Below are 7,129 nucleotides of genomic sequence, written 5' to 3'. Positions count from 1 at the left end.
TTACCATTGTAGACGGGATCCAAGGCAATGGCCAGTATGTGGGCACCTATCTCGCCCACGGCGCCAATAGCCCGGGTTGGTGGGGCGAAGGCGAAATCAAGTTTTTCATTGACGGCGATACGGAATTCCCCACCATTTGCGGCACCGGCGAAGAAGATTACTTCTGCGGTTCCTACGGCTACAATGAGATTAAACAAGACGGCAAATACGTCTATGAAAGCTTCTCATCGCCCTATGCAGGCTTTCACCATATCCCCTTCGACGGCGAACAACGGCGCTTTGGACAGTATCGTTGGCATATTACCGATCCCGTCCGCTTCAGAGAAGATCTGCGCATCACCATCCAGAGCTTGGGCTGGCAAAGCCAGGGTCGGTATCTGCCCTTGCAGGATGACTTGGCATCCGTGGCATTTTGGTACCAGATGGAGCCCCACGCGCCCTTCCCCGCCTTACCGGATCGGGAAGCGTTGGTCATTACCAACTAAATAGAAAAACGAATAGAAATAGCTTCCCGGACCGCAGTCACCACTTCCCGTGATGGGAAAGACGGCTGTTGTCCGGGAGCATTGTTTTTGAAGGACGGATCCGTAATTTTTTCTCTTTTGGGACAGTTCGCAGCATAATTTAAAGGCTAGAAATGGCTGTACAAAGCAGCCTCTGCACCGGGGGTATTTCCACGGCTGCGGCGGCAAGGAATAAAGCCTTAAGCGGCAGTGTAGCACTCAATAGACGGCTGTTGGGCTGAGATGACACCGGCGGCTTTTTCTCAGCGGAAAAGTGAATATTTCTCAGGTTGAATCGTCTGGTTAAGTGAACATCTACTTTCGTTATATTTCAGGGGCTAACCGATAAGGAGTTGTAAGCAATGAAGCAACAACACTACACCAAGTTAATCATGATTGCCATGCTAAGTATGTGCGCGGGCTTAGCATGGGCGGATGCAGACTATCCGCCTCATGGCCGCGTAAGTTTTGATACGGGCGGTTTGCTGGTGCAAAGTGCTGAGGAGGCGGAATGGGCTTCCGCTTCGGTCAATGCGCTTGTTGTGCCCGGCGATACGCTCTGGGTTGAAGAAGAAGGGATGGCGGAACTTGAAATTTCAGGCGCGAATTTTGTGCGCCTTGCAGACCGCAGTAAAGCGGAGATCACCGCCCTGTCCCCGCAGATATTTATCCGCGGCTGGGTCGGCTCCTTTTATGTGCACCGTTTCGGCAGCAACGAAGAGAGCTTTATCTTCACGACGCCGGCGGCAACCGTCGATATTGCCCATGATTCCATCGTTCGTTTGGATATTTCTGAAACGGGCGCGTTGACCGTGTCTGTCCATCAGGGCAGCGCCGCGGTGCATACCGATTTGGGCGGTGACGTGAGCGCACAGGCGGGCTTTCGCGTTTGGGTAGACCCGGGCTATATGCCCTCTGATGCCGTTGCCTTCGACAGCAGCAAAGGGGATGCTTTCGATGAGTGGAACAACAGCCGCGGTCGGGTTCTCGCCGAAAGCGTACAGACAACACCTCGCGAAGTGGCGGTAAGCAGTGCCACGGTGGGCGTCTACGATTTGCCCCGCTACGGAGAGTGGGTAACCATTGACAGCCGCCCCTATTGGCGGCCGACCGTGGTCGCAAACTATGAACCCTACCGCTACGGCTACTGGAACTATATGCCGTCCTATGGACATGTGTGGGTTGACGAATATCCCTTCGCCTATGTGACCTCTCACTATGGCCGATGGCGGCATGCGCCCAGCTATGGCTGGGTCTGGTCCTATGATCCCGTTTGGGGCCCTGCATGGGTCGTCTCGATGCGTGCAGGTGACTATTTCACGTGGGCACCGATGGATTACTATTATCGCCCCGTCTTGGTCTATGGCGCGTCCACCTTCATGATGGGAGGCTTAAGCTTTTCGTGGTCGAGCACGCGCTATTCCCATTACAGTCACCTCTATTGGGGTTCCAACTATATTTATCAGCCAGCCTACGGTTGGGTAAGCAGTATTGGACTGCTCCCCTCCCGGGATTTCCATGTGTGGAACCTTGGTTTCCGCGGAAACTACCGCCCGAGCATTCCTTTTGGGCGTGACTTCTTAGGGCGGGCGAGAGACTACAAGCCCACCAGTCCCGTGCGCGGTATCCCCACGTCTATCTTTGGGGGCCTTTCCCCAAGGGAACGGGCTGGTTCGCTGGAATCACGGCTGGGCAGAAATACCTTCGCTGTTTCACGGCCCGAACACAACGCCGGTATTCGCACGGCGTCCCTCGGCAATCAACCCTTGGCCGGAACACGCCGCGTGTCGCTCAGACAGACGGAACAGACGTATCTGCCGTCCCGTCCGTCGGGCGGAACCGGAGCCGACCGGGCAACTGCCTATGTGCCTGAATCGCAGCGTCTGAGAACCGTGCGTGAACAAGCACGGAACCAGACCAACAGCGGCAGAGGCGGTCCCGGCATGGGACAGGCGGCACCGGGAACAGCGCAATCGGGACGCCAAGGCAATGGACAGCCTTCGGGACGGGGCATGAGCGGATCGGGTACGGGTCCCGCGCGGACCAATGTAGCCGTTCGTGATTTGGAATCATCCTCGCCTGCGCCGCGGGGCAGCGGCCAGATTACGCGCACCGTTCCGCATGGAGCTACAGGAATGCGACAAGGCGGCGGCAGTGCGCCGACCTCAGGCCGAGGTCAAAGCGCGCCAGGTTCGTCCATACGTACATCACCCGCGCCGACGCAAATGCAAACGCGTCCGGGCAGCGGCGCAGCGCCCCAGTCTCAGGGACGGCAAACGCCTGCGCCAGCAGCACGGCCTACACAAACGCGGCAAGGCGCTCCGGCGCCTGCGCCCGCAGCACGGCCTACGCAAACACGACCGAGTCCGGCACCCCAAGCCACGTCACCACGTATGAGTGCGCCGGGCTCACGGTCTACGGCAGGAACCACGCCCCGTGCGCCAAGCTCGGCAGTACAGAGTCCGCGTCCACAAGCAGCCGCCCCACAAGCGCCGCGCATGTCGAGTCCGGCTCCGCGCCCGCAAGCAGCCCCGCAAGCTCCGCGTATGTCGAGTCCGGCGCCGCGCCCGCAAGCAACCCCGCAAGCGCCGCGCATGTCGAGTCCGGCGCCGAGCTTCTCCGCGCCTGCACAGCGTGCGCCCAGCTTTTCTGCGCCTGCACAGCGTGCGCCCAGCTTTTCTGCACCTGCACAGCGTGCACCCAGTTTTTCTGCACCTGCACAGCGTGCACCCAGTTTCTCTGCACCTGCACAACGTGCGCCCAGTTTCTCAGCTCCTGCACAGCGTGCGCCGAGCTTCTCTGCGCCCCGCTCCGGATCGTCTTTTAGCGCACCGCGCTCCTCAGGAAGCTTTGGTTCGGGAAGATCTTCAGGCAGCAGCTTTGGTTCCGGCAGGAGCGGTGGATCCGGTTTATCGTCCCGTGGCAGCGGCGGCGGTCTGTCGTCGCGAGGCGGCGGCGGTATGTCTCGAGGCAGAAGATGATATAATGAGTAGCAATAGTAATGTTGCGGCTTTTAGCGGTCTCGAATCGAAGTGGAGAAGGTGCAGGCGCGCCTTCCGTGCCGGGTTAGGATCTAACCGCGTCGCGCACTTGGCCTGCGCTGAACCGCTTATCTTCGGGCATCGCTAAGCCGCAACACAGTCTGCAAATCGGATTAACAACCTTGTTGTGTACTGGCCCTTCAACAATAGGAATTACATCTATGAAGAAGATCTTTCGCGGAACAGCTCGCTTACTGAGCGTTGTAGTGGCAACCATCATTTTGGCAGGCTGCCCTCTTCACGAGTATGACGAAGGTTTTGAAATAGGCTTTGCCTCCAACGAAAAATACTGGGAAGGATTTGAAGACAGTTATTATACAGAGCCGCCCTATGGTCCAATCCTTTACCAAGGTAATACGATCCCGTGGATCGACGATGACAGCTATGACGCCGGCTATTATGACGGACTGTGGTACGCCTACAACGATGGCTATTATGTGTCTTACGATTTCGGTTTTACCATCGGCTTCAGCGAAGGATATGATCTCGCCTTTAACAGCTTTTGGTATGATCTGCTGTTGGAAGATGCCCACCCCGAATATCAAGACGGCAGCTTCATGGATGGCTATATGGACGGCTTCTCCGAAGGCAGCGTCTTTGGAGCCTTCGACTATAAAGCAGGCTTGACCTTCGATTGGGAAGATGCTATGTGGGATTACCGCTCCGGCACAGACCTCTATCTGGAAGAACTCGGCTTTGGAACCGGTGATTTAGGCGTTGTAGAGCTCTATGAATATGGCGTCGATCCCAATGAACTCTACGCGGCGAAATCGGCGAAGGCAGCGCGAAGAACCCGTAACGCGGCAATCCGTACGCCGCGCCCTGCCGATAAGGATGGAGAACGGATCAGCCCTCGCACAGGTAAGGCTGTGAAATCGCTGAAACAAGGCGTTAGCGGAAGTTCGGGAGTCGTGTACAGACCGCTGACTTCTACCATGAAATCAGAACTGAACCGCAACCCCCTTTACAGCCCGCGAAGCGCAGAATACCAGTTGCAACTCCCCGATACATGGCTGACCCGTATCCAGCGGTATATGAATAATTACACTGACTAAGTGTTAGCGCACTTGAATAAACAGGAGCCGTCAACCCGATACGATGAGCCTATAGCGCTCTCGAAGGGGATGGACGGCTCCTTTGTTATTAGCAAGATAGCGTGAAGCAGGCTGTCGTTAAGACAGGGCGGTGCATATGTCCGGCACTTTTGCACGCACGGGCGTGCCCATACCGCTCCTGACCGAAAGCTGCTAAGCGCTTCGTTTCTCCATGACATGCTCGTGAAGGGGATCAATAAATAAAGGGCGTCTCGATGCGTACCGGCTCCAAGCCAACGGTGTAACAAAACCAGTTTACAGGCATGAGCAGGATTTCAACAATGATCATCATGACCCACATCCACGGATAACTCAAAAAACCCCAAATACCTTTATCTTCAGCGTTCATCCCAGATACTCCCGCGCCCAAGGCGCATTTTAACTACTGAACTGTTGTCCCACCGGACCAAGTTCTACTCAACATGATTTACACGGTCAGGGTGTATAGAAAGACCCTTAGCTTGTCCGCTATCATAGCAAAGTAGACGATTAAATTCCATTTATATTTAAGAGTATACCACAAAATACAGTGCTATAAGGAATGATAAACCCATAAACACCACTATAGCTTGTGGGTACACGAAAATGGGTTACGGCGCCTATTCCTGTAATGCAGCGCCTTGAAGATACGAACACCTCGGGCGCGATAAATCTCGCCCTACACGGGAAAGCATTGTGCGTCTCCCGTCCAATGTGTCTGTTCTGGCCATCCCAGAAAAAGACGCGTCGTCTCCCCCCTCCTAAGTCCATCTTGTTTTCACGTGTTTATCTAAGAAAAAAGCCCGACGCCTAAAAGACGCCGGGGCTTGTGTATTTACGCTATGGATACTTATTTGGTGGGCGGACCGATCTCTATACGGACGAAAAGACTAACAACCACCAACGTTGCAATTGCCAGAATACCTAGGAAGATATTACCCAGATCGGTCCAGTCAAAGTTTTCGCAACATGCAGGTTCAAGGTCACCATTCTCTTCGCCTTCGCCCTCGACAGGCTCTTCGCCCTCGACAGGCTCTTCGCCTTCAACAAGTTCTTCGCCTTCTTCGACGGGCTCTTCGCCCTCTTCGACAGGTTCGCCTTCTTCGGGTTCACCTTCTTCAACCGGTTCTTCACCCTCTTCAGCTTCGCCTTCGCCTTCTTCGACGGGCTCTTCGCCCTCTTCGGGTTCACCTTCTTCAACCGGTTCTTCACCCTCTTCAGCTTCGCCTTCGCCTTCTTCAACGGGCTCTTCGCCTTCTTCGGGTTCACCTTCTTCAACCGGTTCTTCACCTTCTTCAGCTTCGCCTTCTTCGACAGGTTCCTCGCCTTCTTCGGGTTCACCCTCTTCAACCGGTTCTTCACCTTCTTCAGGTTCACCCTCTTCGACAGGTTCTTCCCCTTCTTCCGGCTCACCTTCTTCAACCGGTTCTTCGCCTTCTACAGGCTCTTCAGTCGGTGTTTCAGTCAGGCAGAAAGACATATCCATTTCTGTTTTAAAGAGTTCAATCACGTCGTCAGGTTCATCGGATGTAACCTTACTCAAAACACCACTGTTATATCCGATACTGTCTCCTTGAGAAGCGCTGAGCCAACCAAAGAGACAGTCGGAGGCGGCATCAGCATTGCGGATATTCAGATAGTAATTATGGGTTTCTCCATCAAAGACAAAAGCTTCGTCTAGGATGGTTTCATAATAGTATACAGGCACTTTTTTACCATCATCGTTTTTGATAGAGACGTTGGCACTGCTCCGCGTCACCGTTACTTCAATTTCTGCAGCAGATTCATAGACTGCGCCGGCGGTGAAATCGTAGAGATCTTCTGCGCTGGTAAGAATTTCGATAATGAAGGAGTTCAGATTGCCGTCGCAAGCATCACCGGAATCATCCACTTCAACGCCCCACCAATGGACGTCATAAACGTCACCGGTGGCATAAACCTCGTCGGCGGAGAAAATATTGTCCCAAGGCAAGATGGCATCCCCTTCGTTGCTGAGAAAATACTGGGCATCATCGCTGATCGACTGACCAAAAATCGTGTAGTCGGGACAGTCCATCAGGGCATCTTCATCTTCCCCTTCTTCTTCTACTGGGACGCAACCAACGTTAGGATCGCAGTATTCGCCGTCAGCGCAGAGGCTATCATCAGCGACATGCTCACAGCCTGTCGTAGGATCGCAGCTGTCTGCCGTACAATCAATACCGTCGTTGCACAAGCTGTCATCAGCGACATGCACACAACCCAATTCCGGGTCGCAGCTATCAGCCGTACAATCAATACCGTCGTTGCACAGGCTGTCATCGGCAACATGCACACAGCCTGTCGTAGGATCGCAGCTGTCTACCGTACAATCAATGCCGTCGACGCATAGGCTGCCATCAGCGACATGCACACAGCCTGTCGTAGGATCGCAGCTGTCTGCCGTACAATCAATGCCGTCGTCGCACAGACTGCCATCAGCGACATGCACACAGCCGGTCGTAGGATCGCAGCTGTCTACCGTACAATCAAT

The 7,129-nt window shown here is 54.6% G+C and carries 5 protein-coding genes; 3 read left to right on the top strand and 2 right to left on the bottom strand.

The genetic code is table 11. The features are described from left to right. From GX117_08260 to GX117_08250, 3 genes are all read left to right on the top strand, one after another. On the top strand, positions 1 to 485 hold a 485-nt coding region (locus GX117_08260; GenBank protein ID NLO33332.1), incomplete at its 5' end, for a DUF2961 domain-containing protein. Positions 486 to 865: 380 nt separating this feature from the next. Beyond that, the gene (locus GX117_08255) at positions 866 to 3,484 is read left to right on the top strand and encodes a hypothetical protein (protein ID NLO33331.1); all 2,619 of its coding nucleotides are present in this window, start codon (positions 866 to 868) and stop codon (positions 3,482 to 3,484) included. A gap of 221 nt (positions 3,485 to 3,705) precedes the next feature. Next, positions 3,706 to 4,599: a hypothetical protein gene (locus GX117_08250; protein ID NLO33330.1), complete on the top strand. Its 894-nt coding sequence runs from the start codon at positions 3,706 to 3,708 to the stop codon at positions 4,597 to 4,599. Positions 4,600 to 4,831: 232 nt separating this feature from the next. Here GX117_08250 and GX117_08245 read toward each other — a convergent pair whose 3' ends face one another. Together GX117_08245 and GX117_08240 are read right to left on the bottom strand one after the other, a co-directional pair. Further along, positions 4,832 to 4,987 (bottom strand): hypothetical protein, encoded by a 156-nt coding sequence (locus tag GX117_08245; GenBank protein NLO33329.1) that lies wholly within the window; start codon positions 4,985 to 4,987, stop codon positions 4,832 to 4,834. A gap of 480 nt (positions 4,988 to 5,467) precedes the next feature. Further along, on the bottom strand, positions 5,468 to 7,129 hold a 1,662-nt coding region (locus GX117_08240), incomplete at its 5' end, for a hypothetical protein (protein ID NLO33328.1).

The sequence above is a fragment of the Candidatus Hydrogenedentota bacterium genome, assembly GCA_012523015.1.
Classification (GTDB): domain Bacteria; phylum Hydrogenedentota; class Hydrogenedentia; order Hydrogenedentales; family CAITNO01; genus JAAYBJ01.
This window is presented reverse-complemented; position numbering and strand designations above follow the sequence as displayed.